Below are 26,500 nucleotides of genomic sequence, written 5' to 3' on the forward strand. Positions count from 1 at the left end.
GGGATGCCGCACCTCGCCGTCGTCGTGACCGTCTCGGATCGTTCGGCGGCCGGCGTCCGGGACGACGCGAGCGGACCGATCGCCGTCGCGGCGCTGCGCGACGCCGGGTTCGCGTGCGGCGACGCCGTCGTCGTGGCGGACGGCGCCGACACCGTCGAGGCGGCGCTGCGCGCAGCGCTCGCCGACGGCGCCGCACTCGTCGTCACGACGGGCGGCACGGGCCTCTCGCCCCGCGACGAGACTCCCGAGGGCACGGCGCGCGTCATCGAGCGCGACGTGCCGGGGATCGCCGAGGAGATCCGCCGCATCGGCGTCCTCGAGAAGCCGGCCGGAATGCTCTCGCGCGGCCGGGCGGGGGTGTCGGCCGGGGCGCTCGTGGTGAACCTTCCCGGGTCGCCGGGGGCCGTGGCATCCGGAATCCCCGTCGTGCTCTCCGTCGCGCGGCACGTCATCGACCAGCTCGCCGGAGGAGACCACGCATGAGCGCTGTCCGTCTCGCGCGCATCAGCGCCGATCCTCTCGACATCGCCGCGCACCTCGACGCTGTCGAGGACCCGACCGCGGGTGCCGTGACGACCTTCATCGGCCGCGTGCGCGATCATGATCCGGATGCCGCAACCGCCGTCGTCGCCCTCGAATACAGCGCGCATCCCGACGCCGAGGCGACGCTGGACGGCATCGCTTCATCGTGCATCGGCTCGACGCAGGCGATCGTCGCCGTGTCGCATCGGGTGGGCCGGCTCGAGGTCGGAGACCTCGCGGTCGTCATCGCTGTCGCATCGCCCCACCGGGCCGAGGCGTTCGCCGTCTGCCGCGACGTCATCGAGGCGATCAAGCGCGAGCTGCCGGTGTGGAAGCGCCAGGTCGAGTCCGACGGCACGACCGCGTGGAAGGGCATCGGCGGCTGACCGTCGGTGCGCTCCGGGCGGCGTCTCTGCCGCTGGGCGCTGGGCGCTCGGCGCTGGGTCGTTCGGGCGCTCGGTCGCTGGGTCGTGCGGGCGTTCGGTCGGTCGGGCGCTCGGACGCTGGGTCGCTCGGTCGCTCGGTCGCTCGGGCGCTCGGTCGCTTCATCGAACCTGACCCTTCCCGTCGAACCGAACGTCGTCGACGTCGGGTTCGGCGGAAACGGTACGGCTCGACGTCAGGGGCGACGGGCGACGCGCGCCGGTCGCCGGTCAGCCGCCCGCGAAGGGCGGCAGCACGTCGATGAGGTCGTCGGCGCCGAGTGGCGTGTCGTCGTCGACGCGGGAGCCGCCGACGAGCACGGCGCAGCGGGGAAGGATGCCGCCGAGCCCGGGCCGTTCGGTCGCGAGGGCGGCGCGCAGGTCGCCGAGGGTCGCTTCGCCACGGGTCTCTTCCGCTACGCCTGCCATCTCCTCGGCGGCGGCGAAGTAGCGCACGCGCGACATCATGCCTCCCAGTCCGCGGCGAGGGCCGTGATGGTCTCGACGGCCGCGCGCGTGTCGGCGGGGGAACCGCCCGCGCGTCCCGCGACGAGGCCCGCGACGAACGCGCTGAACGGAGCGGCGGGGCGCGCGACACCGACCGCGACATCCCGCGCGAGGTCGAGGATGAGCGCGATCGGCAGATCCTCGGGCGCGAGATCGAACTGCGCACGCAGCGCCGTCGCCCAGTCGTCGAGGGCTTCGGGGGGAAGGGTGCGGGACTCGCTCACGGTGCCTCCTCGGTCGGTGTGCGCTCGGATCGGGCTCGGGCAAGATCCTCCCACGTATCCACGTCGCGGGTGAGCGCGTCAGCGACGCTGATCACCGCGAGCGCGAGATCGTCGACCAGGGCGCGCACGGGGGCGTCCCGCCCGCGGTCCGCAAGAGCGGATGCCGCCGCGCGCAGCTTCGCCGTGCGGTAGACGCCGATGAGCCACTGCGGACGCGCCGACGCGTCGGCGAGGCACACGCCGTCGATGTCGGCGGGGAGGAGCATCATGTCCGTCACGAGCCGCTGCACGGCGGCGTCGGCCGAGGGGAGGTCGCATGCGAGCAGCACCGTCCAGTCGGGGTCGCTCCCCTCCGGCCACGTCTCGAGCGCCGCGACGATGCCCGCGGCGGGTCCGCCGAAGGGCGGGTCCTCGCGCACCCACGTGACGGCCAGAGCCGTGTCGAGCACGGGGGCGACGACGATGACGGGGTCGGCGTCGATCGCGTGCACGGCCTCGACGGCCGTCGTGAGGAGTGTGCGTCCGCCGACCTCGAAGAGCGGCTTGGTCGCGCCGCCGACGCGTGAGGCGCGTCCGCCCGCGACGAGGATGGCGCCGAACGTGGTCATCGTGTAGGGACCATTCGTCGGCGACGCCGTTGTGCTCGGCGCACCGCCGGACGGGTCATTCTTCGCCCGGCCGCACCCAGTCGCCGCTCTTCCCGCCCGTCTTGCGCACGATGCGCACGGCTTCGATCGACGTGCCCTTGTCGAGCGCCTTCACCATGTCCACGACGGCCAGTGCCGCGACCGTCACGGCCGTGAGCGCTTCCATCTCGACGCCGGTGCGGTCGGCGGTGCGCACGCTGGCCTCGATCGCGACGCCCTCATCGGTGATGGCGAGGTCCACGGTCGCGCCGTGCACGCCGATGACGTGCGCGAGCGGCAGCAGGTCGGGCGTGCGCTTGGCCGCCTGGATGCCCGAGATCCGGGCGACGGCGAGCACGTCGCCTTTCGGGACCGAGCCGTCGCGCAGGGCCGCGACGACTTCGGGCGCACACCGCACCAGCCCGCGCGCCGTCGCGGAGCGGATGGTCGGCTGCTTCTCGGTGACGTCCACCATGCGGGCGTGGCCCGCGGCATCGAGGTGCGTGAAGCTCATGAGATCAGCATGACATCGACGAGGTCTCCCGCCTCGACTGCCCCGACGTGCGCGGGCACGACCGCGTACGCGTCGGCGCGCCCGAGACCACCCGCCAGGTGCGAGCCGCCACGGGTGACGGGCACGGCGCGCCAGGCTCGCGGGTCGGTGCGATCGATCGCGACGGGCAGGTACTGGGTTCGGCCCGGTGGCGTGCGCCATCCGTTCGCGGCGGCGATCGTGAGGACGGGGCGCGCGAGAGCGGCGGCACCCTGCAGGGCCAGCAGGGCGGGCCTGACGAACACCTCGAACGACACGGCGGCGCTCACGGGATTGCCGGGCAGCCCGAACAGCAGGATTCCCGACGGTGTGCGGCCGAAACCCTGCGGTTTGCCGGGCTGCATCGCGATCTTCGTGAAGGTCATGACGTCGCCCAGCGTATTCTTGACGACCTCGTATGCTCCCGCGCTCACTCCGCCCGAGAAGACGACGACGTCGGCGCCGAGCCGTTCGGCCTCGGCGATCGCGTGACGCGGTCCGTCGCCGTCGTCGGACACGCTCGTTCGCAGCACGACGTCGGCGCCGGCTTCGGCGGTGAGGCCGGCGAGCAGTTCGCTGTTGGACTCGGGGATCTGCCCGCGCGAGAGGACGGAGCCCGGCGCGACGAGTTCGGAACCCGTCGAGACGACAGCCACGCGCGGACGCCGGCTCACGGCGACCATGGCGACCCCGGCGGCGGCCGCCGCCGCGGCCTGCAGGGCATCCACCCGCACTCCGGCGGGCATCAGCTCGTCGCCGGCGAGGGCGTCTTCGCCGCGACGCCGGATGTGCGCGCCGATCGCCTTCGGAGCCTTCAGGACGGTGATCTCGCCCAGGGAGTCGGCCAGCCCGCCGCGGGTGTCTTCGAAGGGCACGATCGCCGTGGCATCGGCGGGCAGGGGAGCGCCCGTCATGATCCGCGCCGCCTCGCCGCGTGCGAGAGGCGGATCCAGGGCGGTTCCGGCGGGGACATCGGCGACGACGCTCAGGGTGATCGGAGACTCCGGGGATGCGGCGGCGACGTCCTCGTGGCGCACGGCGAACCCGTCCATCGCCGAGTTGTCGAACACCGGGATGTCGACGGCCGCTCGCACCGGCTCGCGCAGGATCCGCCCGTGAGCCCGGCTCACCGGGTGGATCCCGGCGTCGACGGGCGTGACCGCGGTCAGGACGGCGGCGAGGTGGTCGGCGATCGACCGCAGCGCGCTCACACCGGCTCCTCGCGCTGCCACGCCTCGATGCCGCCCGCGAGGACCGACGCGGGGATGCCGGCGGCGACGAGGGTGTGCGCGGCGCGTTGCGCGCGCGCCCCGACCTGGCACACGACGACGACGGGACCGGCGCCCGCGAGCGCCGGTTCGGACAGGAGCGTCGCCAAGGGCACCTCGATGCTGCCGTCGATCGTGCCCAGCGCCGTCTCGTGCGGTTCGCGCACGTCGACCAGCGTGGCCCCCGCGGCCCGCGCGGCGCGCGTCTGCTCGGGATCGAGCTGGGGGATCGCGGGCGGGACGCGGCCCGGGTGCGCCGGATCGGCGGCGACCGGTGCGGCGGTCGACCGCGCGGGCCGCAGCGGCACGTCGTCGACGCGGCCGCGGAGGGCATCGACGACGAGCACGCGCCCGAGGGCCGGCTCGCCGACGCCGGTGAGGAGCTTGATCGCCTCGGTGGCGAGCAGACTGCCCGTCTGCAGACACAGGGTGCCGAGCACACCGACGGCCGCACAGCTGGGGACGCCGCCCATGGAGCCCGGCGGGTACAGGTCCGCCAGGCCGACGGTCGGCACGCCCTCGGGCGGACGCGACCAGAACACCGTGACCTGAGCGTGGAACTCCTGCACGACGCCCCACACGAGCGGCACGCCGAGCGCGTCGCATCCGGCGGCGACGGCTTCGCGTGTCTCGAACGTGTCCGTTCCGTCGATCACGACATCGGCGCCCGCGAGCAGCTCCGCGGCGTTGGCGAGGGTCAGATGCTCGTGGATCGGACGCACGCGCGTCGTGGGGGACAGATCTGCGGCGATGCGCACGGCCGAGTCGACCTTGCGCGCCCCGATGTCGGCGACCCGGTGCATGACCTGACGCTGCAGATTGGATGCCTCGACGAGGTCGTCGTCGACGATCGAGATGGTGCCCACCCCGGCGCCGGCGAGGGCGAGCACGACGGGAGAGCCCAGGCCTCCGGCGCCGACCACGGCGACGTGCGCCGCGGCGAGCCGCCGCTGTGCGATGTCGCCGAATCCCGCGAGCACGCGGTGACGTGCGGTGCGAAGGGCCTCGGCATCGTCGAGGACGTCGACGGGCTCGACGAGGGGAGGAATCGCCATAGCAGCCAGGGTACGGCTCATCCGCTGCGACGAAGGCCGTTCCGGCGCGCGAACAGCGCCGCTAGTCTCGGGATCGTGCGCGAGAGCGAACTGGATGTCGCCGACGTCGAGCAGGTCGTCGACACCGGCGAGGTGCCCGCGGGGCGCCGCATCGACGATGTGCTCGCTGCCGCGCACGAGCGGGCCGCCGGCCACGATGAGGGGCACGTCGCCGACTACATCCCCGCGCTCGCGGCTGCCGATCCGCGCCGTTTCGGAGTGTGCGTCGTCGATGTCGACGGCGGCACGCACGAGGCGGGCGACACCCGCGCGCTCTTCTCGATCCAGTCGATCTCGAAGGCCTTCGTCTACGCGCTGCTGTGCGACGAGCTCGGTCACGAGAAGGTGCTCGACGTCGTCGGCGTCAACAACACCGGCGCCGCCTTCGACTCCCTGCTCGCGATCGAGCTCGGCGACGGACACCCCGGCAACCCCATGGTCAACGCCGGCGCGATCGCGACGACGGCGCTCATGCCGGGGGAGAGCGCCGACCAGAAGTGGGCCGGCATCCTCACAGGCCTGTCGCGCTTCGCCGGCCGGCCTCTCGAGGTCGACGAGGAGGTCTACCGGTCCGAGACGGCGACGAACCACCGCAACCGCGCGATCGCGCAGCTCCTCGAAAGCTACGGCCGGATCACAGAGGACCCCTTCGAGGTCGTCGACGTGTACACGCGGCAATGCTCCGTCCTGATCGACGCGCGAGACCTGGCCGTCATGGGCGCGACTCTCGCCGACGGCGGCGTGAACCCGATCACGGGCGAACGCGTCGTGGCCGCCGACGTCTGCCGCGACACCCTCGCGGTGCTCGCGGCGAGCGGCCTGTACGAGCGATCGGGCGAGTGGCTGTTCGAGATCGGCCTGCCGGGCAAGTCGGGCGTCTCGGGCGGTCTCGTGACGATCGCACCGGGCAAGGTCGGCATCGGCGCGTTCTCACCGCCCCTCGACAGCGCGGGCAACAGCGTACGGGGGCAGATCGCGACGGCGTACCTGTCCCGCGCGCTGGGCCTGAACGTCTTCGCGTCCGACCCGCACCGGTCCGCACGCAGCGCGGAGGGAAGCGCACGATGAAGACGGATGCCGCGAACGAGACCCGCGCATCGTGGGTGCCCATGATCGGCCTCTTCCTCGCGCAGATCCTGATGTCGTACAACGTCTCGGCGCTCCCGGTGTCGCTGGGCGGCATGGTCGACACCTTCGGCGTCCCACCCACCGACGTCAGCACCGCCATCGTCACGTACGGACTCGTCGTCGCGGCGCTCGTCATGGTCGGGGCGAAGATCGGGCAGCGCGTGGGCTGGGTCGTCATGTTCCGCGTCGTCGTCGCGCTTTTCGCGATTTCGGCGACGCTCATGGTGTTCGCGCCCTCCGTCGAGTGGGTCATCCTCGCGCAGGCGCTCGCGGGCGCATCGGCGGCGATCATCGTCCCCTCGCTCGTCGCGCTCATCGCCGAGAACTACCGCGGCGGGCAGCAGGAGACCGCGATCGGGTCCCTCGGGTCGGCACGCGCGCTCGCCGGCGTCAGCGCGTTCCTCATCGGAGGAGCGCTCGCGACGTTCGTGGGCTGGCGGCAGGTGTTCGTCGTCGTGCTCGTGCTCGCCGTGGCGGTGTTCGCGCTCAGCTTCCGCCTGCGCAGCGCACGGGGCAACCGGGACATCACGATCGACGTCGTCGGGGCGCTGCTGATCGGCCTGGGCATCGTCGCCCTCACGCTCGGGGTCAACAACCTCAACGCCTGGGGCCTCGTGACGGCCGAGGCGGACGCCCCGTTCGACGTCGTCGGTCTGTCACCGGCACCCGTGCTGGTCGTCGTCGGCATCGTGCTCGTGCAGCTGTTCTTCGTGTGGACGCGCCGCCGGACGAAGGCCGGAAAGGTCCCGCTCGTGAGCCTGTCGGTGTTCGCCTCGTCGCGTGAGCGCGCGGCCGTGGCTGCGATGTTCGTCGTGGTCGGACTCGAGGCGGCGCTGAACTTCGCGATCCCGCTGTATATCCAGATCGTGCAGGGTCGCACGCCCTTCGACACGTCGCTCGCGATGCTGCCGTTCAACCTCACGGTGTTCGTCACGGCGATGCTCGTCGTGCGGTTCTATCGCCGGTTCCCGCCGCGGACGATCGGCATGTTCTCATTCGGCCTCACCACGATCGCGCTCGTGTGGCTCGCCGTGGTCGTCACCAACAACTGGGAGACGCTGCCCACGATCCTCGGGCTGTTCGTCTTCGGCGTCGGTCAGGGCGCCCTCGTGACCCTCGTCTTCAACGTCCTGGTGACGGCGTCGCCGAAGGAGCTCGCGGGCGATGTCGGGTCGGTGCGCGGCACGACGCAGAATCTCGCGTCCGCTGTCGGCACGGCCGTCGCGGGCGCCCTGCTGGTCGGCATCCTGAGCGTCAACGTCGTCTCGGCGCTCGCGGAGCATCCCGAGCTGCCGCCGCAGCTCGTCGAGCAGGTCGATCTCGATCGCACCAACTTCGTGAGCAACGATCGGCTGCGCGACGTGCTCGAGACCACAGATGCGACGCCCGCCCAGGTCGACGCCGCGATCGTCGTGAACGAGGAGGCGCGCCTGCGCGCGCTCAAGCTCGGTCTGCTCGTGCTCGCGGGCGTCAGCGCCGTGGCGATCCTGCCCGCCAGCAGGCTGCCGCGGTTCCGGCCGGGTGAGATCCCGGAGTCGGTCGCGACGGGCGAGGCCACGGAAGGCCTCTGATCACGCAAGTGCGGATGATTCAGGGGTATTCATCCGCAGATGCGGTGATAGTCTCACCGCGTGGACAGCTATCGTGTCTCTGAAGCCGCTCGTCTGGTGGGGGTGAGTGACGACACGGTTCGCCGGTGGATCGACGCGGGCACTCTTCCCACCACGGGGGACACCCCCACCCGCGTGCCGGGTGACAAGCTCGCGGCGCTCGCGGTCGAGCTCGCCCATGCGGCATCCGACCCCACTGATGTGCTCTCCAGTGCGCGCAATCGCTTCGTCGGGCTCGTCACGCGCGTGCAGGTCGACGGCGTCATGGCGCAAGTCGACATCCAGGCGGGGCCGCATCGGGTCGTCTCGCTGCTCTCGGCCGAGGCGGTGCGCGACCTCGCGTTGCAGCCCGGCTCCCTCGCGGTCGCCGTCGTCAAGGCCACGAACGTCATCGTCGAAACCCCGAAGGTCTGACGTGGCGCGCTCCCGCTTCGCCGTCGTCCTCGCCGTCGCGGCACTCGTGGCGCTCACCGGCTGCGCGGCGAGCGGGGGCGCCCGCCCCGCCGACGAGGACCCCCGTGCCCCCTCGGCGCCGGTCGAGGGCGTCGGCCCCGAGCTGACCGGTGAGCTCTCGATCTACGCGGCGGCGTCGCTCGGCACGGCGTTCGACGAGCTCGCGGCGCTCTTCGAGGAGCGGCATCCGTCCGTGGATGTGCGCCCGGTCGTCTACGACGGATCCAGCACTCTCGCGAGGCAGATCATCGAGGGAGCGCCGGCCGACGTCTTCGCCTCGGCCGACGAGGTCACGATGGACAGGATCGGCGATCTCGCCGCGGCGCCCGCCCTCTTCGCGACGAACACCCTCGTCATCGCGGTCCCGGTGGGCAACCCCGGCGGCGTCACGGGGCTGCAGAGCTTGGCCGACCCGGATCTCACCGTTGTGCTGTGCGCTGCCGAAGTGCCGTGCGGTGCGGCATCCGGCACGCTGCTCGGCAACGCCGGTGTCACGGTGTCCGCGGGGAGCCTCGAGCAGAACGTCACCGCTGTGCTCGCCAAGGTCAGGATCGGCGAGGCCGACGCGGGACTCGTCTACGCGAGCGATGTGCGCGATGTCGCCGGCGTCGAGGTCGTCGACGCAGAGGGCGCGCACGACGTCGTCAACCGCTATCCGATCGCCGTGATGACGGATGCCGCGAACCCCGCCGCCGCGGCCGCGTTCGTCGCGTTCGTGCTGAGCCATGACGGCCGCGCCGTCCTCTCGGCGCTCGGCTTCGGATCGCCGTGACCCATCGTCGCGACGCGCGAGGGTTCGTTCCGCGTGTGCTCGCCGTCCCCGCGGTCATCGGGGCCGGGCTGCTCGTCCTGCCCCTCAGCGCCCTCGTGCTGCGCGTCGAGTGGTCGACGCTGTGGAGCGACATCACCTCGATCGAAGCGCTGTCGGCGCTCGGGCTGTCGGTGCTCACGGGCCTCATCGCGACGGTCGTGTGCGTCGTGCTGGGGGTTCCGCTCGCGCTCGTCATCGCGCGGGCGGGCCGGCGCACGGCGGCGCTGCTGCGCGCCGTCGTCACGGTGCCGCTCGTCCTGCCGCCGATGGTCGGCGGCGTCGCGCTGCTGTTCCTCTTCGGTCGCACGAGCTGGCTCGGCGGGCTGCTCGGCGAGTGGGGCGTGCGCGTGCCCTTCACGACCGGCGCCGTCGTGCTGGCGCAGACCTTCGTCGCGCTGCCGTTCCTCGTGCTCGCGCTCGAGGGGTCGCTGCGCACGACGGGTGTCGGGTACGAGCAGACGGCCGCCGCGCTCGGTGCGAACCGGTGGACGATCCTCGCTCGCGTGACGCTGCCGCTGGCGGCGCCCGGGCTGGTCGCCGGAATCGTGCTGTGCTTCGCGCGCGCGATCGGAGAGTTCGGCGCGACGGCGCTGTTCGCCGGGAACGCGCCGGGGGTCACGCAGACGATGCCGCTCGCGATCTACACGGCGTTCAACGGCGCGGGCGTCTCGCAGGGCACGGCGGTCGCGCTGTCGCTGCTGCTGCTCGTGACGGCGGTCGCGGTGCTGTTCCTCGTCCGCGCGTGGCGTGCGGAGGCCCCCGGATGACGGGTGAGGCGCTCGACGCGCGCGTCGTGGTCGAGCGGGCGGGGTTCCGTCTGGAGGCGCACGTGCGCGCGGCGGCGGGTGAGGTCATCGCCCTCATGGGACCGAGCGGGGCGGGCAAATCGACCCTGCTCGGTGCTCTCGCGGGGCTCGTGGGGCTCGATGAGGGACGGATCACGCTCGACGATCGGGTGCTGGATGCCGCGCCTCGGCCACGGACGCACGTGACACCCGCGCAGCGGCGCGTCGTGCTGCTGGGGCAGGACCCACGGCTCTTCCCGCACCTGAGCGCCCGCGCCAACATCGCGTTCGGTCGTCGGGTGAGGGGCGTCTCCGCCGCCGCGGCGGGCGTCGAGGCCGACGAATGGCTGGCGCGCGTCGGTCTCGAGGGCATGGGCGCCCGTCGGCCCGCGCAGCTGTCGGGCGGCCAGCAGCAACGGGTCGCCCTGGCCCGGGCGCTCGCCACGGCTCCCGCGGCGCTCCTGCTCGACGAGCCGCTCACCTCGCTCGACCCCGAGACGGCGGGCGACATCCGCACGGTGCTGCACGATCAGCTCGCCGCGACCGGCACGACGGCGATCATCGCGACGCACGACGCGGTCGACGCCGTCGCCCTCGCGACACGCCTCGTCATCCTCGAGGCCGGTGCGGTGACGCAGGCCGGTGCCGTGCGGGACGTCTTCGCCGTGCCGGCGACCCGGTTCGCCGCCGCGGTCGCCGGGGTCAACCGCGTCTCCGGCCGGGTGCGCGACGGGCGGTTCGTCGCGGGAGGCCTCGAGTTCGCGGCATCCGGAATCGCCGACGGACCGGCGGCGGCCGTCTTCGCACCGTCGCGCGTGCAGATCGCGCGCACCGACGGGTCGCCGGCGAAGACGGGGGAGTGGCTCGCGCGGGTGGCGCGGCTCGAGCAGACGCCCGGTGGCGTGCGCGTGCGGGTGGTCGGTCCGGATGTCGCGATCGATGTGTCCACCGATCGCGCGATCGATCTGGGCCTGGCGTCAGGCCGCGACGTCGTTCTGCGGGTCGCTGCCGAGGATGTGCGCCTGTCCTAGGGGCGCGTCAGTAGTCTTCGCCTTCGGCCTGCGAAGGGTGACGGTCGTACCAGACCGGCACAGCGAGAAAGTCGGAGGCGTCCGAATCGTGCGTGTCAGTGGTGTGCATGGGGATCTCCTCTAGGGCGAAGTTCCCTCCACTGTCGCTCATCTTTCCACCGGCCCGCCGCGATCGCGGCGATAAACCCTCCGCCTTCTGGCTTCGTGTGAAAGAACCGCACTTCTTGTGCGTCAGGCGACGATTCGCCCGCGCTCGATGCGCACCACCCGGTCGACCAGGCCGGCGGGGACCGTCACGTGCGAGATGAGCACGACCGCACGGTCATCGCCGATGGCCTTCAGCAGATCCGTCAGCAGGGCATCGGATGCCGCGGGGTCCACTCCCGCGGTCGGCTCGTCGAGCACGAGCACGGGAAAACCGCGCAGCAGCGCCCGCGCGAGGGCGATGCGCTGCGCCTGCCCGCCCGAGACCAGGCCGCCGCGCTCACCGACCCGCGCATCGAGGCCCCCGCGCTCGCGCAGCCACGCACCCAGCCCGACACGCTCGAGCGCGTTCTGGAGCTCTGCGTCGGAGGCGCCCTCGCGCGCGAACAGCAGGTTCTGGCGGATGTCCTCGTCGAAGAGCATCGGATGCTGCTCGCACAGGCCGATCGTCTGCCGCACGTCGTCGCCGGCCAGGTCGTGCACCGAGCGTCCGCCGATGTCGTAGCCGCCGTCGGTCTCGAGGAAGCGGACGAGCGCGTGCGCGAGCGTCGACTTGCCCGACCCGCTCGAGCCCACCACCAGCACCCGCTCACCGGGTCGCACCGCCAGATCGACGTCGTGCAGCGCGGGCTCGGCGGCACCGGGCCAGCGCACCGTCGCGCCGCTGAGACGCACACCCGAGCCGAGCGGCGGCGCGCTGCCGGTGGGGGCGACATGCTCGCGCACGATGCCCTCGGGAGCCTGGACGGGCACCGCCGTGGCGACGCGCTCCGCCGAAGCGCGCACCTGACGCCACGCCGATGCCGCGAGGGGCACCGAGGTGAACACCTCGAAGGTCGCCATCGGCACGAGCACGGCGACCGCGAGCCAGGGGCCGTCGAGGTCGCCGATGGCCGGGGCCGTGACGATCACGGCCGCGATCGAGGCGGCGCCGGCGAGAAGAGAGACGAGCCCGGCTGTCGCCGCCTGTGCCCCGGCGCGGCGCACGACGGCTCTGCGCACGGCCGCGTCGGCCTTCGCGATGCGGGCGCGGCTGGCCGGCTCCGCACCGTAGGCGGCGAGCACGTCGAGGCTGCCGATGTGGTCGAGCACGGCATCGGCGAGCTGCGCCCGCAGCGGGGCGATCGCGCGATCGGCCCTCGCTCCGGACGCCCATCCCCACAGCGTCGCGACGAGTCCCGCAGCGATCAGGCACGCGAGCAGGGTCAGGGCGGCCGGCCACCACACGAACGCGACGAGCACGACCGCGCCGATCGCGACGAGCGCCGACGAGACGAGCGGCTGCACGACCCGCAGCGGAAGGTTCTGCAGCTCGTCGACGTCGTCGACGAGGGCGCCGAGGATGCTGCCGCGCTTCGCGCGGGTGAGGCCATCGGGAGCCAGCGGCACGAGTCGACGAACGAGGGCGCCGCGCGTCGATGCCAGCTGGCGCAGTGCGGCGTCGTGGCCCGTGAGGCGCTCGAGGTAGCGGAAGACGGCGCGGGTGAGCGCGAAGAAGCGCACGCCGACGACGGCGACCGACAGGTACAGGACGGGCGGCATCTCGCTCGCCCGCACGATGAGCCACGCGCTCGTCGCGAGGAGCGCCACTGCCGAGGCTTCCGAGGCGAAACCGGCCGCGAGCGCGGGCCACAGCCGTCGCGCGGGAGGCAGCGCGCCGCGCAGCACCGCCGCCGTGCCGGGGTCCGTCGACGCGCGTCTCACGCGATCACCTCGCTCGCGTGCATCCGCACGACGGCGTCGGCGATCGTGCGCGCGCTCTCGCGGTGCGACACGAGCAGCACGGCGGCACCGCCGTCGGCCACGCGGCGGATGCCGTTCCACAGGCGCGCCTCGGTCGCAGCATCCAGCGCCGCACTCGGCTCATCGAGGGCGATCACGTCGGCCCGGCCGCGCAGGTGGCGGTACAGCGCCCGCGCGACGGCGACGCGCTGCGTCTGGCCGCCGGAGAGTCCCACGCCCTGCACGCCGAGCTCGAGGGCGGGATCGATGTCGTCGGCGCAGGCGAGCGCGAGCGACCGCGACACGAGATCGGTCAGGGGTGCATCGTCGCCGAGCGTGACGTTGTCGGCGACCGTGCCCGACACCAGGCCCGGACTCTGCCCCGCCCAGGCCAGCCACTGCGACGGCGCGAGCGATCGCACATCGACGCCGCGGAACGCGGCGTCGCCGTCGAACGAGGCCGCTCCTCGCAGGGCGGCGAACAGACTCGACTTGCCCGCACCGCTCGGACCCTCGATCAGCGTGACCGTTCCGGGGGCGGCCGACAGGTCGACCGGCGGCAGCATGCGGTCGCCGCGCCGGACGCGCAGACCGCTCAGGGTGAGCAGCGCCCCTCCGGCGGGCCCGGCGGCCGCGGGGGCCGGCGCTGCGGACCCCGTCGCCGGACGCGCGGGCGCGTCGTCCCGGAGCGAGTGCGCGGCATCCAGGACACCGAAGACGTCGTCGGTCGCCGCGACGCCCTCGGCCGCAGCGTGGAACTGCACTCCGACCTGGCGCAGCGGCAGGTACGCGTCGGGTGCGAGCAGCAGCACGAACAGACCGATCGCGAGCGTGAGCGAGCCGTCGATGAGGCGGAACCCGATGGACACGGCGATGATCGCGACCGAGATGCTCGCGAGGAACTCCAGCGCGAACCCCGACAGGAACGAGATCCGCAGCACGCGCATCGTCTCGCGGCGATAGTCGTCGGTGACGCGTTCGATGGATGCCGCGGCCCGGTGCTGGCGCCCGAAGATCTTGAGCGTCGACAATCCCTGCACGGTGTCCGAGAAGCGTGCCGCGAGCTGCTGCAGCGTCGCCCATTGGCGCTGCTGGACAGCACGCGTCGCGAGGCCGATGAGCACCATGAAGATCGGGATGAGGGGGATCGTGAGCACGACCGTCAGGCCCGAGATCCAGTCCTGCCACCACATGACGGCGACGATGAGCGGCGTCGCGACGACGGTCTGCACGAGCTGAGGCAGGTAGCGGCCGAAATACGCCTCGAGGGCATCGAGTCCGCGGCCGGCCGTCACCGCGAGCGCGGCGGAGTTGCGCGTCGCGAGCCACTCGGGTCCGAGCGCGCCGACCGCCGCGACCAGTGCCGTCCGCAGCTGCGTCTGCACCCGCGCGGCGGCCCGCGCCGCGACGGCGTCGCGGGCCCACACGAGCAGTGCGCGCGCCGCGGCCGCGCCGGCGAGGCCCGCGAGCGTCGTCGTGAGCTCGGCCGGCGGCATCCCCTCGACCGCTCCGACGACGGCCCGCGTCAGCAGCCACGCGAAGGCGACGATGACGGCGGTCTGGGCGAGGGCGATCGCGCCGATCGCGACGAAGAACGCGCGCGATGCCGAGGCGTACCGCAGAAGGCGAGGATCGATCGGGCGAGCCCGGCCGGGCGGAGGAGCCGTGTCCGTCTCGTTCATGCCTTCTCGACCCTAATCCAGTCCGCGTGTGGTCGACCGCCGCCGCAGCGGGTCCGGTCGGGGCCGGGGCTCAGTGCACCTCGGCGGCGGCCTTCTCGATCGTCGAGCGGCGCACGCGCTTGCGGAACACCCAGTACGTCCAGCCCTGGTAGAGCAGCACGAGCGGCAGGAAGACGAGCGCGGCCCACGACATGATCGTCAGGGTGTAGTCGGTGCTCGAGGCGTTCTCGATCGTGAGGCTGTTGGTGGCGAGGTCGACCGTCGACGGCATGACGTACGGGAACAGCGCGAACCACAGGGCCAGCACGGCGCTGACGATCGTGAACGCTCCGAAGCCGAACGCCCATCCCTCGCGACCGCGGAGGTTCGACACCCATGACGAGATCAGCAGCACCGCCGCGACGGCCGAACACAGCACCGTGAGCCAGGCGAGGTCACGGTCCTGGTCGAAGGCCATGGCGATCGTCCACAGCAGGAAGCCCGCCGCGACGACGATCGTCACCAGGCCCGAGCGCACGGCGAGCTTTCGGGCGTCGGCCGACACCTGCCCGTCGGTCTTGAGCGCGACGAAGTACACGCCGTGCGTGAAGAACAGCAGGAGCGTGGTCAAGCCGCCGAGCAGGCCGTACGGGTTCAGCAGGGTCAGCAGGCTTCCCATGAACTCGTGGTCGGCGTCGAGGGGGACGCCCTGCACGATGTTGGCGACGGCGACGCCCCACAGGAACGCGGGCAGTGCCGAGCCGATGACGATCATGCGGTCGAAGTTGCGCTTCCACCGCAGGCTGTCGCGCTGGTGCCGGTACTCGAACGAGACGCCGCGCACGATGAGGGCGAGCAGGATGACCAGCAGCGCCAGGTAGAAGCCGCTGAACAACGTCGCGTACCACTCCGGGAACGCCGCGAACAGGCAGGCCCCCGCGACGATGACCCACGTCTCGTTGAGGTCCCACACGGGACCGATCGTGTTGATGACCTGCCGGCGGGAGACGTCGTTCTTGCCGAGGAACGGCAGGGACATGCCGACGCCGAAGTCGAACCCGTCGAGCACGAAGTAGCCGACGAAGAGGAATCCGACGATGAAGAACCAGAGGTAGGCGAGATCCATGTCAGCTCCTAGTACACCGTGGTGGGCGTGTCTTCGACTGCTGTCGGCCCGGCGGCCTCCGAGCCCGGTTCGGGAACGGGCTCGGGGCCCTTCTTGACCGTCTTCACAATCAGTCCGAACTCGACGATCGCGAGGATGAGATAGATGAGCGTGAACGACACGAGCGAGATCAGGACGTTCCAGCCCGGCACATTCGGCGAGACGCCGTCCTCCGTCAGCATGAGGCTGAACACGATCCAGGGCTGGCGGCCCATCTCGGTGAAGATCCAGCCGACGAGGATGCCGAACAGGGCCAGCGGCGCCGACCACACGGCGACGCGCCACATCCACATCGCCGGCGGCTTCTTGGCCTTCTTCCGGGTCACCCACAGACCCACGACCGCGACGGCGGTCGCGAGGAAGCCGAAGCCCATCATCCAGCGGAACGACCAGTACGTGACCCACAGGATGGGGGCGAAGCTGCCGCCGACCTGATCGGCGAACTGCGGGAAGAGCTCGGTCGTGTACGCCGCGTTGAGGTCGTTGATCCCCTCGACGCATCCGGTCAGGGTGTGGGTCGACAGGAACGCGAGAAGGTACGGGACACGGATCGAGAACAGCTCGGTCTGTCCGTCTGGCGTGCCGAGCGTGAAGATCGAGAAGGACGCATCCGCGCCGCACGCCGTGTTGAACAGTGCTTCGGCCGCAGCCATCTTCATGGGCTGCGTGTCGACCATGACGAGCCCCAGCTGGTCGCCCGAGAGCGCTGTCGCGGCGAAGGAGACGATCATCATCCACCCGCCGTACTTCAGCGCGGGTCGCATGAGCTCCTGGTGCTGGTGGCGCATGAGGTGCCACGCGGCGATCGCGATGATGACGCCGGCGCTGAACATGCACGCCGAGGCGATCGTGTGCGGGAACGCCGCGAGCGCGACCGGATTGAACAGGACCGCGAAGAAGTCCACCATCTCGGCGCGACCGCCGTCTTCGGCCATCTGGTAGCCGACGGGGTTCTGCATGAAGGCGTTCGCCGCGAGGATGAAGTACGCCGAGATCCAGGCGCCCGCCGCGGCGATCCAGATCGTCGCGAGATGGACCTTGCGGGGCAGCTTGTCCCAGCCGAAGATCCACAGGCCGATGAAGGTCGCTTCGAAGAAGAACGCCATGAGGCCTTCGAAGGCGAGCGGGGCGCCGAAGACGTCACCGACGAAGCGCGAGTAGGAAGACCAGTTCATACCGAACTGGAACTCCTGCACGATGCCCGTCACGACGCCCATCGCGAAGTTGATCAGGAAGATCTTCCCGAAGAACCGCGTCAGGTGAAGCCACTTCAGGTTCCCTGTGCGCACCCACGCGGTCTGGAAGATCGCCACCGTGACGGCCATGCCGAGCGTCAGCGGAACGAAGATGAAGTGGTACAGCGTCGTCAGGCCGAACTGCCATCGCGCCAGCAGCAGAGGGTCCAGCAGATCCACGGTCGCGTTCTCCGATCGCTCACACGGTTCATGTGGTCTGACCAAAGCTAACATGTGGTCTGACCACATAGTCACAGGCGGGAAGCCCGCGTGTCCGCCACGGTACACAGGAATCTCCCAGGCGGGCGAGACGCAGGCCGTGAAAAAGGCACGGAAGCGTCGCTCGCTGCCGCCGGCCCGCACAACCGGGCTACCCTCGGCGTATGAGGCGAGGGCGGGCGAGGGTGCGCTCATGACGGCCGTGCCCGTGACGATCGGGATCCGGATGCCGCAGGCCGCGGCATCCGTCGATGAGGTCCGCCCCGGCGCACCGCTCATCGACACGCACGGGCGCGTGCACCGGGATCTGCGCATCTCCCTCACCGACCGCTGCTCGCTGCGCTGCACGTACTGCATGCCCGAGCAGGGGAACGAGTGGCTCGCGCGGTCCAGCATCCTCAGCACCGACGAGATCGTCCAGGTGGCGCGGGTCGCGGCCGCCGCGGGGATCTCGACCTTCCGCCTCACGGGCGGCGAGCCGCTGCTGCGGACCGACGTCGTCGAGATCGTGCGGCGACTCGCGGAGCTGCGCACGCCCGGGGGAGATCCCGCCCACATCGCGATGACGACGAACGGGATCCGGCTGCCCGATTTCCTTCCGGCGCTGCAGGCGGCGGGCCTTGCACGGCTCAACATCTCGCTCGACACGCTGCGCCGCGACCGGTTCCATGCCCTCACGCGGCGGGACCGGCTCGACGACGTGCTCGCCGGTATCGCTGCGGTGCAGAGGTCGGGTCTGCGGCCGCTCAAGATCAACGCCGTCGCGATGCGCGACGTCAACGACGACGAACTCGTCGATCTCGTCGAGTTCGCGATCGCACACGACGCGCAGATGCGCTTCATCGAGCAGATGCCGCTCGACGCGGGACACACGTGGGATCGTGCGCGCATGGTGACGCGGGAGGAGATCCTCGACCGGCTCGCCGAGCGCTGGACGCTCACACCGTTGCCCGGTCGCGGCGGCGCTCCGGCCGAGCGGTGGATGCTCGACGGCTCCGCGCACTCGGTCGGCGTCATCGCGTCGGTCACGGCGCCGTTCTGCGGGGACTGCGACCGGCTGAGGCTCACGGCCGACGGCCAGTTGCGCAACTGCCTGTTCTCGACGACCGAGTACGACCTGGTTCCGACCCTTCGGCAGGCTCAGGGATCGGTTCCTCCGCGGACACCGGTCGCTGAGCTTGCCGAACGGTCGATCGACGACGGGATCGACCGGATGCTGCGCGCCTGCGTGCACGGCAAGCTCCCCGGCCACGCGATCAACGATCCGTCCTTCCTGCAGCCGGCGCGCGGCATGAACGCGATCGGCGGCTGAGGATGGCACGGATCCGGCGCTGAGATCTGACGCCGGCGAGATCGCCCGGGCTAGCATGGGCGCCATGGGTCGGATCACGGCGCTGCGACCGGTCACGCGGATCACGGTCTCCGCGGACCAGGAGCCGATCGTGCGTCGGCGTCCTGACACGCTCGCGGTCGAAGAGCCGCTCGAGATCCGCGTCGCGGGCACGCCGCTGGCCGTCACGATGCGCACGCCCGGGAGCGACATCGAGCTCGCGGCCGGGTTCCTCGTGTCCGAAGGCGTCCTCTCCCGCGGGGAGGAGTTCCACTCCGCCATCCACTGCGGCGGTCCCGGCACGGGCGGCGTGACGGCGGAGAACACCTACAACGTGCTCGATGTCACCCTCGCTCCAGGGGTCGCGCCGCCGTCGCCGGACATCGCGCGCGCCTTCTACACGACCAGTTCGTGCGGCATCTGCGGCAAAGCGTCGATCGACGCCGTCGAGACGGTGTCCTCGTACGACCTCACAAGCGATCACGCCGATGTCGCACCCGCCATGATCGCGACGTTCCCCGATCGACTCCGCGAACAGCAGGCGGTCTTCGAGAAGACCGGTGGCCTGCACGCCGCGGCGCTCTTCGACGCGGCATCCGGCGAGATGCTCGTGCTCCGCGAAGACGTCGGGCGGCACAACGCCGTCGACAAGGTCGTCGGGTGGGCGCTCCTGAACGACCGGCTGCCGTTGCGCGGCACGGTCCTGCAGGTGTCGGGGCGGGCGAGCTTCGAGCTCGTGCAGAAGGCCGTCATGGCCGGCATCCCTGTCTTGTCCGCCGTGTCGGCGCCGTCGTCTCTCGCCGTCGAACTGGCCGCGGCATCCGGGCTCACTCTCCTCGGATTCGTCCGGGGCGACACCATGAACGTCTATGCCCACCCCGAACGTCTGACGAACGCTCTTCCCGCCGGAAGGGCGGAAGGAGCACGCGCATGATCAACCCCTTCGATCACCCGCTCGCGGAGGACTTCACCGACGCCGACCTCGAGGTGAAGAAACCCATGGGCTACGCCGTGGGCATCGAGGCCGTCGAGAAGGCGATGCTGCCGCTCGAAGAGCATCTCGGAACGCTGCGCACCGCGAAGCTCTCGCTCACGATCAATCACAAGAAGGGCTTCGACTGTCCGTCGTGCGCGTGGGCCAACCCCGATCACTCGAAGGCGATCGAGTTCTGCGAGAACGGCATCAAGAACATCGTCTGGGATGCCACGCCCGTCGTCATCGAGGACTCGTTCTGGCGGGAGAACAGCCTCACGAGCATGCTCGACAAGAGCGAGTACTGGCTGGGACTGCAGGGTCGGATCACGAAGCCGATGTACAAGGCGAAGGGCTCCGATCACTACGAGCCGATCTCGTGGGAGGCTGCGCTCGACCTGCTCGCCGACCGGCTGCGCGGGCTCGACAGCCCCGACGAGGCGGTCTTCTACACGTCGGGCCGGATCATGAACGAGCCGGCGTTCCTGTTCCAGCTGTTCGCGCGTGCCCTCGGCACGAACAACCTGCCGGACTGCTCCAACATGTGCCACGAGGCGACGGGGTCGGGCATGACTCCCGCGATCGGGATCGGCAAGTCGACGGTGCACTACGACGATTTCGCGTGGGCGGATCTCGTCATCGTCATGGGGCAGAACCCCGGCACGAATCACCCGCGCATGCTCAACGCGCTCGAGGACACGAAGACCCGCGGCGGCAAGATCGTGGCGGTCAACACGCTGCCGGAGGCGTCGCTCCAGCGGTACAAGAACCCGCAGAAGGTCTCGGGCGAGCTGGGCTCGGGCACGAAGATGGCCGACCAGTTCGTGCAGATCAAGATCGGCGGCGACCAGCACATGCTGCAGGCCGTCGCCAAGCGAGTGTTCGAGGCCGAGGCCAAGGCGCCCGGAACCGTGCTCGACCACGACTTCATCCAGACGCACTGCCACGGGTTCGAGGCGTACCGCGAGCACATCATGCAGATCGATGAGGCGGAGGTGCTCACGGCGACGGGGCTCACGAGCGCCGAGCTCGACGAGCTCGCGGAGCGCTACATCGCCAGCAACGGCACGATCATCACGTGGGCGCTCGGAATCACGCAGCACAAGAAGGCCGTCGCGACGATCGCCGAGATCATGAACCTCCTGCTGCTGCGCGGCAACATCGGCAAGCGTGGTGCGGGGGCGTCTCCGATTCGTGGGCACAGCAATGTGCAGGGCGATCGCACGATGGGGATCTGGGAGAAGATCAGTCCCGCCTTCGCGTCGCAGCTCGAGAAGGAGTTCGGCTTCACGGTGCCGACGGCCGACGGCCTCGACTCCGTCGATGCCATGAACGCGATGGATGCCGGCACGGTCGGGGTCTTCGTCTCACTCGCCGGCAATCTCGTCGCGGCGATGAGCGACTCGGGTCGCGCCGAAGAGGGCGTGCGCAAGGTCGGCTTGACGGTGCAGATCGCGACGAAGCTCAACCGATCGCACGTCGTGACGGGCGAGGAGTCGCTGCTGCTGCCGGCACTCGTGCGTGCCGAGCGCGACGTGACCGAGAACGGCCTGCAGTTCGTCACAAGTGAAGACACCGTGTGCCGCATCAACATGAGTCATGGTGAGCTCGCTCCCGTGTCCGATGATGTGCGGTCGGACGTGTGGATCCTGTGCGAGCTCGGCAAGCGGCTGTTCGCCGAGTCGCGTCCCGGCATCCCCTGGGGTGATTTCCAGCGAGACTATGCCCGGATCCGCGGGTCGATCTCGCGCGTCGTGCCGGGCTTCGACGACTTCGACGAGCGGATCCGCAAGGACCTGACATTCGTGCTGCCGCATCCGCCGCGGGACTCGCGCACCTTCCCGACCCCGTCCGGCAAGGCCGAGTTCACGATCCAGGAGGTCGAGCACGTCACGGTTCCCGAGGGGCGCTTGATGATGCAGTCGATGCGTGCGCACGACCAACACAACACCACGATCTACTCCCTGAACGATCGGTATCGCGGCATCCACAAGGGGCGCTTCGTCCTCTTCGTCCATCCCGACGACCTCGCGGCGCGTGGACTCGTCGACGGAGACACCGTCGACATCTTCAGCGAATGGCCGGGGGAGTCCGATCGAGTTCTGCGCGGCTATCGCGCCGTGTCATATCCGACGGTCAAGGGGTGCGTCGCGGCGTACTTCCCCGAGGCGAACGTCCTCGTGCCGCGTGGTGCGGTCGCGGACATCTGCAACACGCCGACGTCGAAGCAGATCATCGTGCGGATCGAGAAGGGCACCCAGCCGGCAGCAGGCGGTCGCCCCGTCGCCGTGTAGGCGTCGCGAGTGTGGTCAGCGGCTCAGCAGCACGACGCACGTGGCCGGGTCGCAGCCGTCCTCGACGGCCTCGACGCGGAGCGGGCCTCCCGCTTCGGAGAGGACGCTGCGCATGAGTCCGACGTGCACACGGCAGAGTGTCTCGAGATGTTCGCCTTGGGCCGTTGCGTGCGGACACGGAGTGAGGTCGATCGTCAGGGCTTCCTGATCGACGACGGGGTCGAAGCCGGCGTCGACGAGGTCATCGACGATCGCGTCGAGCTGATGGAGTGCTTCGCCCTCGAGCGGTCCGGCTGATTCGGGGATCACGCGTCGCATGAGGTCGCCGCGTCTGGCGGCATCCTGCACCTTCTTGCGCGCGACGGGGCTCGAGGCGTCGGGCTCGCCGGTCGCGGCGCTGTACAGCATGCGCGGACGGCCGCGTGTCGTTCGGTGCTCGCGCTCCTGCACGACGTGGCCTGCGTCGATGAGCCGCTGGATGTGCTCGCGCACCGTGTTGGCGTGCAGTCCCGTGCGGTCGCAGAGGTCCTGGATCGTGCGTCCGGGCTGCTCCTGCAGGAGGTGCAGGATCTCGACCCGCGAATAGCTCGAGATCGCGCTGTACGACGTTCGGCTCATGCCTCGATCCTCCCACCGACCGGGTGACGACGTGGCCTTCGTCACCGACGTGGCTGCGGGATGGCAGCGATGGTCGGGAGCGTCGTGGCGCAGGTCGTCGACCCGTGAGCCGATGCCATAGTGTCGGCGTCATGAGACGAATGCACCGGGCTCTCGCCGTCGGCGCGGTGGGATCGCTCGTCGTGGCGCTCGCGGGATGTTCGGTCGACACGCTGATCTGGGGTGTCGAAGGCGCCGGTGTGATCGAGACGACGGAGGAGCTGATCGATGCGGCCGCAGCCGGTGACGGCGCCTCGTTCGTGTGCGCGGGACATGATCCGGAGCTGCGCGATCCCGACGATTGGGTGGGGCTGTCGGCGGAGGAACCCGAGCGGTTCGTCGCAGACTACTGGCCGGATCAGGCCTCGCTGGAGCCGGCGTGGAGCATCAACCTGTCGTTGCCTGTCGATCGGGTTGCCTCGGGCGTGGAGTACCCGGGGGACGTCTTCTACCGGGAGACGGGCGACGCGCTGTGTCTCGTCGACGTCGCGTGGTGGACCGTCGAATAGGCGTGGTGGACCGTCGAATAGCTGGTGCGGTATGCCGGTACCCGTGCGGCATGTCACGTCGGTGGTCTGCGGCGGATGGCTCGGGCGCGGGTCGTGGCCGGCGGGTCACGGGTCACGGGTCACGGATCGCGGATCACGAGCCAGGGAGTGGCGGGCTGCGGGCTGTGGGCTTGCGGGCTGTGAGTCGTGCGCCGCGAGCTACGAGCCGCGAATCGCCGGCTGTGAGCTACGGGCTGTGAGTCGCGAGTCGTGATCCGCGAACTGCGAATCGCGAGCTACGGGCTGTGAGCTACGGGCTGTGAGCTACGGGCTGTGAGCCGCGAGCCGCGAACTGCGAATCGTGAATTACCGGCCGCGAACGGCAAACCGCGGGCCGCAGGCCAAGGAGACCGGCACCGCTCAAGCGGCGCGCCAGCCCGAGCGTGTCGGAGGTGGGGGCGGATCCCACGCCCACTTCCACGAGGCCTTCGACGCGAGGATGATCGGCTCCTCGCCCACATCAGGCGGCGGATGCAGCACGAATCGTCCCTTCTCGACACGACGGATTCGCCATCCGCGGTTGTGGAGGAGGAGATGGTGATACCGACAGAGCAGGATGCCGCGGTCGATGTCGGTCCTGCCGCCGTCGGCGACATGGTCGATGTGGTGCGATTCGCAGTAGGACGCCGGCATCGCGCACGCCGGCCACATGCATCCGCCGTCGCGAGCAGTGAGGGCGATCCGCTGGGCCGGGGTGAACAGTCGTTGCTCGTGCCCGACGTCGAGAGGATTGCCGCACGCGTCGACGGTGATCGCGGTCGAGCCGTTCATGCAGAGGTTGCGGTCGATGATCGATCCCGGGAGGGCCTGGCCGCCGTCTTCGGCGTATCCCACGGCCAGCAGTCGGCCGAAAGCGTCTCGTCTGCCGACATCGACACCGGAGCTCGGGTCTTTCACGACGATCATCCGGACACCGGGCTGCCGCGCACCGAAGACGTCCTTCGCCTCCGCGAGCGATCCTGCGCGGAGAACCGCCATGAACAGGTCGTACTGAAGCTGATCATTGGTGCGCGGGTCATCCAAGAGCTGTGTGGCCGCTGCGCGCTCCTCTTCGGTGAGGAATCGCGGTCCGCCACGGCGCGGGCGGAGCGCGGCATCCCTCATGGCTTGCACCCACAAGCCCATCTCATCGTCGAACGTGATGCGACCGTGGTGCTGGCCGTCGGTGTCGACCCAGGTGCGGAACGCCCGGTTGGCGTACCGGCGTGCGTAGCGCTCTTCGGCGCCGACGGTGTCGAGCGCATCGCGCATGGCTCGTGCTCTCGTGCCGAGGTCTTCGACGGTCATCGCGCCGGCCTCGTCGATCAACTGGCACGCGGCGACGCTCCACACTTCGTTCGCATCCGCGGACTCGTCGAGCGGCTGACCGAGACCGCGGCGGATCGCGTCATGCTGCGCGGAGGTCAGACGTCGGTCCATGAGTGCTTCACGCAGGGGTGCATGCCACGCGACCGGTGGCGGTGCGGCATTGACGGCGTCGGTCTCAGTGCTACCACCCGCCCCCGAACCCGCCTCCGATCCCGATCCGATGGTGTCTTCGAGCAGCGAGATCCCCACCCGCACCTGGCGGGTCGCATCGGCCTTCGTACCACCGGTGATCGCCTGGATGAGGGATGCCGGGGTGGCATGGCCCTGCGTCGCGGCGAGTCCGCTGTGACCGGCGGTGCGCTGCGATCGGTGCGCGGCGACCCCGGCGACGAGTGCCTGCAGCCGTGCGATGTCGTTGGCGATGCCCGCGAGATCTTTCGCGATCTCGATGACGGAGCTGTCGCCCAATTCGAGCACGGTGGTCGGGAGATCGCCCGCCGGAGCTGTCAGCTCAGCGAACGTCGACAGGCGGGTAAGCCGACCTTCGATGTTCGCCAGGAGATTCATATGTACAGTGTGACATTCGCCACCGACATTCGAACAAAGAAACTATGGATTGTGGATAACTCAGCACGGGAAACTGAGTGCGACGTGCCGGGAACTCGGTGCAACGCGCCGAAGTGCAGCACCGGGAACTCAGCGCAACCCGACCCGGAAGCTCAGCGCAGCGCCGCACGCGCGAACGCGCGTCCGTCGTCGGTCAGACCCGACCGGCGCCTCTGCCCGGTGTATGCACCGACGTCCTCGAGGACATGGTTCACGCGGGCGGTGAGCGCGTCGATCGTGCGAGCCGTGAACTCGTCCGCGTCGCGCGGTCTCCAGCCGATCGCCTCGAGGCCGAAGCCGATCGCGGCGAGCGCTGCCCCCGGCACAGAGTGCGTGCCGTCGGCGATCGTCAGCAGCCACAGAGTCGAGGCATCGCGCTCCGCGTCATCGAGCCCCCGCAGAAGGCGTGACGTGACCAGCCGCCATGTGAGCTCCGGCTGAGTGAGTGCCTTCTTTGCCTCGGCGCCGAGCATGAGGCGGCCCTTGTAGACACGCACGATCCCCATCCGCTGCGCGGCCGCGCGGAAGTGACGCATAGGCCACGTCATGTCCTCGCGGTTCGCTTCGCCGATCCATTCGTCGCGCCAGCCGAGGCGCGTCATTCCGTCCAGGACGGTGGCCGGCGGCATCCATCCGGCCTTCGTGAGGACGAGGCCATCGCCGCCGACGCTCTCGATCAGCCAGCGGAACGGGGCCATCATGCGATCCATCGACTCAGCGTCCGGCGGCGCCTCGTCGAAGACGCCCGCTCGCTCCAGATGCGCGCGGAGCTCGACGCGATAGGGCACAGGAAGATTCGAAGCGAGTTCGACGATCGGCGACGACTCATCGAGCGAGTCTGCCGTCGGATGCGCCGGGACGAGCCCGGACATGTCGGAGACGGCAGCCCCCGTCGATGCGGGACTGAAGCGCAGATTGAGCTCGGCCTGCACGACGTCCGCATCGAAGTGCGCGGGGTCGAGGGGCGTCCACGGGCCGACCGTGAGGCGCACCCAGCGAGCCGTGTCATCGTGCTCCGGATGCGTCGGGTCGCCGAGTGCGTCGAGCTTCTCGTAGAACCCGTGCGGCCCGCCCGAATCCTCGAACGGCCCACGATTCTCGCCCCGCACGAGAGTGACGGAAGGTTCGTGCGGATCCATGGCACCGCGCTCGATGAGGTCGATGCGATGCGTCCAGCCGTCACCGAAGTCGTATTCGTAGAAGAGCGGCCCATCGAACGCGAAGGCCTCGAGGATCGTCGTCGCCTCATCGGACTCGCTGGGTGGACCATCGTCGAACGGGTCGGGTTCGCTCCACCGGCGCGCGGCGCGGCCGATTCGAGGAAGACCGCGACTCGCCTCCGTCGGATCCACGTCGGTGAACGCGTACAGGTGCGACATGCGCCAGCCCATCGCGAGCTGGATCGCGTCGTGCAGGTCGCGCAGGCTCAGCGACGCGTCGATGTCGAAAGTGCGCCAGATCTCAGGATCGCTGCCTTCGAGCGTGATGCGGAGTCGAGTGAAGGTCCGTGTTTCGGTCTGCTTCGTCACGTCCCGATCGTATGTATTGCTCAGCATGTTCGTGCG

At 70.4% G+C, this 26,500-nt stretch carries 25 protein-coding genes; 12 read left to right on the forward strand and 13 right to left on the reverse strand.

From position 1 onward, the window contains the following. Positions 1–3 precede the first annotated feature (3 nt). Both ACFC3F_RS00825 and ACFC3F_RS00830 read left to right on the forward strand, forming a co-directional pair. Positions 4–483, forward strand: a complete 480-nt coding sequence (locus ACFC3F_RS00825) for a molybdenum cofactor biosynthesis protein B (RefSeq protein WP_376125351.1) — start codon at positions 4–6, stop codon at positions 481–483. After that, entirely contained in the window at positions 480–908 is a 429-nt protein-coding gene (locus tag ACFC3F_RS00830) for a molybdenum cofactor biosynthesis protein MoaE (protein WP_376125352.1), read from the forward strand. The genes ACFC3F_RS00825 and ACFC3F_RS00830 overlap by 4 nt, the downstream gene beginning before the upstream one ends. 267 nt (positions 909–1,175) lie before the next feature. Here ACFC3F_RS00830 and ACFC3F_RS00835 read toward each other — a convergent pair whose 3' ends face one another. The 6 genes from ACFC3F_RS00835 to ACFC3F_RS00860 are packed head-to-tail and all read right to left on the reverse strand — an operon-like array spanning position 1,176 to position 5,156. Continuing rightward, positions 1,176–1,409: a MoaD/ThiS family protein gene (locus ACFC3F_RS00835; protein ID WP_376125355.1), complete on the reverse strand. Its 234-nt coding sequence runs from the start codon at positions 1,407–1,409 to the stop codon at positions 1,176–1,178. Next, complete coding sequence (locus ACFC3F_RS00840) at positions 1,409–1,675, reverse strand: DUF6457 domain-containing protein (protein WP_376125357.1); 267 nt, start codon at positions 1,673–1,675, stop codon at positions 1,409–1,411. Before ACFC3F_RS00840 ends, ACFC3F_RS00835 begins: the two co-directional genes overlap by 1 nt. After that, positions 1,672–2,283: a molybdenum cofactor guanylyltransferase gene (locus tag ACFC3F_RS00845; protein ID WP_376125360.1), complete on the reverse strand. Its 612-nt coding sequence runs from the start codon at positions 2,281–2,283 to the stop codon at positions 1,672–1,674. The genes ACFC3F_RS00840 and ACFC3F_RS00845 overlap by 4 nt, the downstream gene beginning before the upstream one ends. A 55-nt stretch (positions 2,284–2,338) precedes the next feature. Continuing rightward, positions 2,339–2,815 carry a cyclic pyranopterin monophosphate synthase MoaC gene (gene moaC, locus ACFC3F_RS00850; protein WP_376125363.1) on the reverse strand — a complete coding sequence of 159 codons (477 nt, stop codon included), beginning with the start codon at positions 2,813–2,815 and terminating at the stop codon, positions 2,339–2,341. Next, the gene (gene glp, locus ACFC3F_RS00855) at positions 2,812–4,044 is read right to left on the reverse strand and encodes a gephyrin-like molybdotransferase Glp (RefSeq protein WP_376125366.1); all 1,233 of its coding nucleotides are present in this window, start codon (positions 4,042–4,044) and stop codon (positions 2,812–2,814) included. The genes moaC and glp overlap by 4 nt, the downstream gene beginning before the upstream one ends. Further along, entirely contained in the window at positions 4,041–5,156 is a 1,116-nt protein-coding gene (locus ACFC3F_RS00860; RefSeq protein WP_376125369.1) for a ThiF family adenylyltransferase, read from the reverse strand. The genes glp and ACFC3F_RS00860 overlap by 4 nt, the downstream gene beginning before the upstream one ends. A gap of 75 nt (positions 5,157–5,231) precedes the next feature. On the opposite strand from ACFC3F_RS00860, the gene glsA reads away from it, so the two are divergent. The 6 genes from glsA to ACFC3F_RS00890 are packed head-to-tail and all read left to right on the forward strand — an operon-like array spanning position 5,232 to position 11,013. Beyond that, positions 5,232–6,263 carry a glutaminase A gene (gene glsA, locus ACFC3F_RS00865; RefSeq protein WP_376125372.1) on the forward strand — a complete coding sequence of 344 codons (1,032 nt, stop codon included), beginning with the start codon at positions 5,232–5,234 and terminating at the stop codon, positions 6,261–6,263. Beyond that, on the forward strand, positions 6,260–7,894 hold the full coding sequence (locus ACFC3F_RS00870) for an MFS transporter (protein WP_376125374.1): 1,635 nt from the start codon (positions 6,260–6,262) through the stop codon (positions 7,892–7,894). The genes glsA and ACFC3F_RS00870 overlap by 4 nt, the downstream gene beginning before the upstream one ends. Before the next feature lie 60 nt (positions 7,895–7,954). Continuing rightward, complete coding sequence (locus ACFC3F_RS00875; RefSeq protein WP_376125376.1) at positions 7,955–8,347, forward strand: molybdopterin-binding protein; 393 nt, start codon at positions 7,955–7,957, stop codon at positions 8,345–8,347. A gap of 1 nt (position 8,348) precedes the next feature. Then, positions 8,349–9,158 carry a molybdate ABC transporter substrate-binding protein gene (gene modA / locus ACFC3F_RS00880; protein ID WP_376125378.1) on the forward strand — a complete coding sequence of 270 codons (810 nt, stop codon included), beginning with the start codon at positions 8,349–8,351 and terminating at the stop codon, positions 9,156–9,158. After that, the gene (locus ACFC3F_RS00885) at positions 9,155–9,964 is read left to right on the forward strand and encodes an ABC transporter permease (RefSeq protein ID WP_376125381.1); all 810 of its coding nucleotides are present in this window, start codon (positions 9,155–9,157) and stop codon (positions 9,962–9,964) included. The genes modA and ACFC3F_RS00885 overlap by 4 nt, the downstream gene beginning before the upstream one ends. Continuing rightward, on the forward strand, positions 9,961–11,013 hold the full coding sequence (locus ACFC3F_RS00890; RefSeq protein ID WP_376125383.1) for a sulfate/molybdate ABC transporter ATP-binding protein: 1,053 nt from the start codon (positions 9,961–9,963) through the stop codon (positions 11,011–11,013). Before ACFC3F_RS00885 ends, ACFC3F_RS00890 begins: the two co-directional genes overlap by 4 nt. A 231-nt stretch (positions 11,014–11,244) precedes the next feature. Here the strand turns inward: ACFC3F_RS00890 and cydC are convergent, their stop codons facing one another. From cydC to ACFC3F_RS00910, 4 genes are all read right to left on the reverse strand, one after another. Next, entirely contained in the window at positions 11,245–12,921 is a 1,677-nt protein-coding gene (cydC, locus tag ACFC3F_RS00895; protein WP_376125385.1) for a thiol reductant ABC exporter subunit CydC, read from the reverse strand. Then, entirely contained in the window at positions 12,918–14,621 is a 1,704-nt protein-coding gene (gene cydD / locus ACFC3F_RS00900) for a thiol reductant ABC exporter subunit CydD (protein ID WP_376125388.1), read from the reverse strand. Before cydD ends, cydC begins: the two co-directional genes overlap by 4 nt. A 70-nt stretch (positions 14,622–14,691) precedes the next feature. Further along, positions 14,692–15,726: a cytochrome d ubiquinol oxidase subunit II gene (gene cydB / locus ACFC3F_RS00905; RefSeq protein WP_376125390.1), complete on the reverse strand. Its 1,035-nt coding sequence runs from the start codon at positions 15,724–15,726 to the stop codon at positions 14,692–14,694. Positions 15,727–15,734: 8 nt separating this feature from the next. After that, positions 15,735–17,180, reverse strand: coding sequence for a cytochrome ubiquinol oxidase subunit I (locus ACFC3F_RS00910; RefSeq protein WP_376125393.1), 1,446 nt, complete (start codon positions 17,178–17,180; stop codon positions 15,735–15,737). Between the two features lie 232 nt (positions 17,181–17,412). On the opposite strand from ACFC3F_RS00910, the gene moaA reads away from it, so the two are divergent. The 3 genes from moaA (at position 17,413) to ACFC3F_RS00925 (ending at position 21,816) form a co-directional block, all read left to right on the forward strand. Further along, positions 17,413–18,531 (forward strand): GTP 3',8-cyclase MoaA, encoded by a 1,119-nt coding sequence (gene moaA / locus ACFC3F_RS00915; RefSeq protein ID WP_376125396.1) that lies wholly within the window; start codon positions 17,413–17,415, stop codon positions 18,529–18,531. Between the two features lie 64 nt (positions 18,532–18,595). After that, positions 18,596–19,483 (forward strand): formate dehydrogenase accessory sulfurtransferase FdhD, encoded by an 888-nt coding sequence (gene fdhD / locus ACFC3F_RS00920; protein WP_376125399.1) that lies wholly within the window; start codon positions 18,596–18,598, stop codon positions 19,481–19,483. Beyond that, complete coding sequence (locus tag ACFC3F_RS00925) at positions 19,480–21,816, forward strand: FdhF/YdeP family oxidoreductase (protein ID WP_376125401.1); 2,337 nt, start codon at positions 19,480–19,482, stop codon at positions 21,814–21,816. Before fdhD ends, ACFC3F_RS00925 begins: the two co-directional genes overlap by 4 nt. Before the next feature lie 15 nt (positions 21,817–21,831). On the opposite strand, the gene ACFC3F_RS00930 is transcribed toward ACFC3F_RS00925, so the two are convergent. After that, entirely contained in the window at positions 21,832–22,434 is a 603-nt protein-coding gene (locus tag ACFC3F_RS00930) for a helix-turn-helix transcriptional regulator (RefSeq protein ID WP_376125403.1), read from the reverse strand. A 131-nt stretch (positions 22,435–22,565) separates the two neighbouring features. Here ACFC3F_RS00930 and ACFC3F_RS00935 point away from each other — a divergent pair, with 131 nt between their 5' ends. Then, entirely contained in the window at positions 22,566–22,982 is a 417-nt protein-coding gene (locus tag ACFC3F_RS00935; protein ID WP_376125406.1) for a hypothetical protein, read from the forward strand. 399 nt (positions 22,983–23,381) lie between these two features. Here the strand turns inward: ACFC3F_RS00935 and ACFC3F_RS00940 are convergent, their stop codons facing one another. Together ACFC3F_RS00940 and ACFC3F_RS00945 are read right to left on the reverse strand one after the other, a co-directional pair. Continuing rightward, on the reverse strand, positions 23,382–24,896 hold the full coding sequence (locus tag ACFC3F_RS00940) for a DUF222 domain-containing protein (RefSeq protein WP_376125408.1): 1,515 nt from the start codon (positions 24,894–24,896) through the stop codon (positions 23,382–23,384). 152 nt (positions 24,897–25,048) lie between these two features. Further along, on the reverse strand, positions 25,049–26,464 hold the full coding sequence (locus ACFC3F_RS00945) for a plasmid pRiA4b ORF-3 family protein (RefSeq protein ID WP_376125411.1): 1,416 nt from the start codon (positions 26,462–26,464) through the stop codon (positions 25,049–25,051). Positions 26,465–26,500: the final 36 nt, after the last annotated feature.

The sequence above is a fragment of the Microbacterium sp. NPDC055910 genome (assembly GCF_042271185.1).
In the GTDB taxonomy this organism is placed as follows: Bacteria; Actinomycetota; Actinomycetes; order Actinomycetales; family Microbacteriaceae; genus Microbacterium.